The sequence below is a fragment of the Nocardioides sp. Z22_16 genome, from assembly GCF_058134365.1.
Map to the genome: position 1 here is coordinate 1 of NZ_JBYTTI010000008.1, position 3,454 is coordinate 3,454.

A 3,454-nucleotide genomic window follows, 5' to 3' on the forward strand; every position below is an offset into this window, starting at 1 on the left:
GCATGGTGTGTGGTGGAAAGTTCTGGCGGTGAAGGATGTGCTCGCGGCCTATCAGCTTGTTGGTGAGGTAATGGCTCACCAAGGCTTCGACGGGTAGCCGGCCTGAGAGGGTGACCGGCCACACTGGGACTGAGACACGGCCCAGACTCCTACGGGAGGCAGCAGTGGGGAATATTGGACAATGGGCGAAAGCCTGATCCAGCAACGCCGCGTGAGGGATGACTGCCTTCGGGTTGTAAACCTCTTTCAGTACCGACGAAGCGAGAGTGACGGTAGGTACAGAAGAAGCACCGGCCAACTACGTGCCAGCAGCCGCGGTAATACGTAGGGTGCGAGCGTTGTCCGGAATTATTGGGCGTAAAGGGCTCGTAGGCGGTTTGTCACGTCGGGAGTGAAAACTCAGGGCTTAACTCTGAGCTTGCTTCCGATACGGGCAGACTAGAGGTATGCAGGGGAGAACGGAATTCCTGGTGTAGCGGTGAAATGCGCAGATATCAGGAGGAACACCGGTGGCGAAGGCGGTTCTCTGGGCATTACCTGACGCTGAGGAGCGAAAGTGTGGGGAGCGAACAGGATTAGATACCCTGGTAGTCCACACCGTAAACGTTGGGCGCTAGGTGTGGGGCCTATTCCATGGGTTCCGTGCCGCAGCTAACGCATTAAGCGCCCCGCCTGGGGAGTACGGCCGCAAGGCTAAAACTCAAAGGAATTGACGGGGGCCCGCACAAGCGGCGGAGCATGCGGATTAATTCGATGCAACGCGAAGAACCTTACCTGGGTTTGACATATGCCGGAAAGCTCTAGAGATAGAGCCCCTTTTAGTCGGTATACAGGTGGTGCATGGCTGTCGTCAGCTCGTGTCGTGAGATGTTGGGTTAAGTCCCGCAACGAGCGCAACCCTCGTTCTATGTTGCCAGCACGTAATGGTGGGGACTCATAGGAGACTGCCGGGGTCAACTCGGAGGAAGGTGGGGATGACGTCAAGTCATCATGCCCCTTATGTCCAGGGCTTCACGCATGCTACAATGGCCGGTACAAAGGGCTGCGATCCCGTGAGGGGGAGCGAATCCCAAAAAGCCGGTCTCAGTTCGGATTGGGGTCTGCAACTCGACCCCATGAAGTCGGAGTCGCTAGTAATCGCAGATCAGCAACGCTGCGGTGAATACGTTCCCGGGCCTTGTACACACCGCCCGTCACGTCACGAAAGTCGGCAACACCCGAAGCCGGTGGCCCAACCCTTGTGGAGGGAGCCGTCGAAGGTGGGGCTGGCGATTGGGACGAAGTCGTAACAAGGTAGCCGTACCGGAAGGTGCGGCTGGATCACCTCCTTTCTAAGGAGCACACGCCCCGACACCCGCCGTTCGAGTGGGTGCGCATGGTGGTGTTCACTAGTGGAATCGTCGATGAATGGCTGTGAAGGCTTGTACCTTCGCTCCTCAGTACTGTCTGTTTGTGTCTCTTGGCCTTGTGCCGGGTGCATGGGTGGGCGTGGAACCTGGGGTGTGGGTGTGGGGTGGATCGGTCGAGGCACACTGTTGGGTCCTGAGGGATCAGTCGCGGATCGTCTGCAGCTTCGGTTGTGGGTGGTCTAGTGGTTGGTTGCTCTGTTCCTCCCTTTGTCCTGGTGGTCACGGAAGTGGTTGCTGGGGGGTTGGTGGGGTTGTTGTTTGAGATCTGGATAGTGGACGCGAGCATCTGATGCCCGCACGTGCGTCTCGCACTGGCTGATTCCTTCGGGGGTTGGTGGGTGGGGGGTGTGTGGTGTGGGTGTCTAGTGTGATTTTTTTGTATGACCATGCGCGCTTTGATTGGGTGTGTGTGGTCGTGGTCTTTGTAGTTGAGTTGTTTTGACGTTGTTGAGACAAGCTATGAAGGGCACATGGTGGATGCCTTGGCACCAAGAGCCGATGAAGGACGTAGGAGCCTGCGATAAGCCCCGGGGAGTTGGCAACCGAGCTGTGATCCGGGGGTGTCCGAATGGGGAAACCCAGCTGGAGTCATGTCCAGTTACCCTCACCTGAACACATAGGGTGAGTGGAGGGAACGTGGGGAAGTGAAACATCTCAGTACCCACAGGAAGAGAAAACAAAAGTGATTCCGAGAGTAGTGGCGAGCGAAATCGGAAGAGGCCAAACCTATCTCGTGTGATACCCGGCAGGGGTTGCGAGGTGGGGGTTGTGGGGCCGTTCGACTGAGTCTGCCGGCTTGGTACAGAGTAAGAAATTCGTAGGGAAGCTGAAGCCGGTTGGAAAGCCGGGCCGTAGAGGGTGATAGCCCCGTAGGCGTAAGCTGCGAACTCTGGAACGTCACCCCAAGTAACACGGAACCCCTGAAATTCCGTGTGAATCTGGCGGGACCACCCGTTAAGCCTAAATACTCCTTGGTGACCGATAGCGGACAAGTACCGTGAGGGAAAGGTGAAAAGTACCCCTGGCGGGGAGTGAAATAGTACCTGAAACCGTGTGCCTACAATCCGTCGGAGCGAGGACTTGTGCCTTGTGACGGCGTGCCTTTTGAAGAATGAGCCTGCGAGTTTGCGTTGTGTTGCGAGGTTAACCCGTGTGGGGAAGCCGTAGCGAAAGCGAGTCCGAATAGGGCGGTTGAGTAGCACGATCAAGACCCGAAGCGGAGTGATCTATCCATGGGCAGGTTGAAGCGCGGGTAAGACCGCGTGGAGGACCGAACCCACTTAGGTTGAAAACTGAGGGGATGACCTGTGGATAGGGGTGAAAGGCCAATCAAACTCCGTGATAGCTGGTTCTCCCCGAAATGCATTTAGGTGCAGCGTTGCGTGTTTCTTGCCGGAGGTAGAGCACTGGATAGCTAATGGGCCCTACAAGGTTACTGACGTTAACCAAACTCCGAATGCCGGTAAGTGAGAGCGCAGCAGTGAGACTGCGGGGGATAAGCTCCGTAGTCGAGAGGGAAACAGCCCAGACCATCAGCTAAGGCCCCTAAGCGGTGACTAAGTGGAAAAGGATGTGGAGTCGCATTGACAACCAGGAGGTTGGCTTGGAAGCAGCCACCCTTGAAAGAGTGCGTAATAGCTCACTGGTCAAGTGATTCCGCGCCGACAATGTAGCGGGGCTCAAGTCATCCGCCGAAGCTATGGCATTCATGCGTATAACTAAGCCTTCGTGGTTCAGGTGCGTGGATGGGTAGGGGAGCGTCGTGTGGGCAGTGAAGCAGCAGAGTGATCTAGTTGTGGAGCCCACACGAGTGAGAATGCAGGCATGAGTAGCGAATGAAGAGCGAGAAACTCTTCCGCCGAATGATCAAGGGTTCCAGGGTCAAGCTAATCTGCCCTGGGTAAGTCGGGACCTAAGGCGAGGCCGACAGGCGTAGTCGATGGACAACGGGTTGATATTCCCGTACCGGCAAAGTAGCGCCCATGACGAACCTGGTGATGCTAACCATCCGAAACCATGTTGACCGGACCCTTCGGGGCGAGGCG

At 56.7% G+C, this 3,454-nt stretch carries 2 rRNA genes; both read left to right on the forward strand.

From position 1 onward, the window contains the following. Window positions 1-1,331 (forward strand): 16S ribosomal RNA (locus tag AC3X7R_RS18755); the annotation flags it as partial. A 528-nt stretch (window positions 1,332-1,859) separates the two neighbouring features. Continuing rightward, window positions 1,860-3,454, forward strand: a 23S ribosomal RNA gene (locus tag AC3X7R_RS18760); the annotation flags it as partial.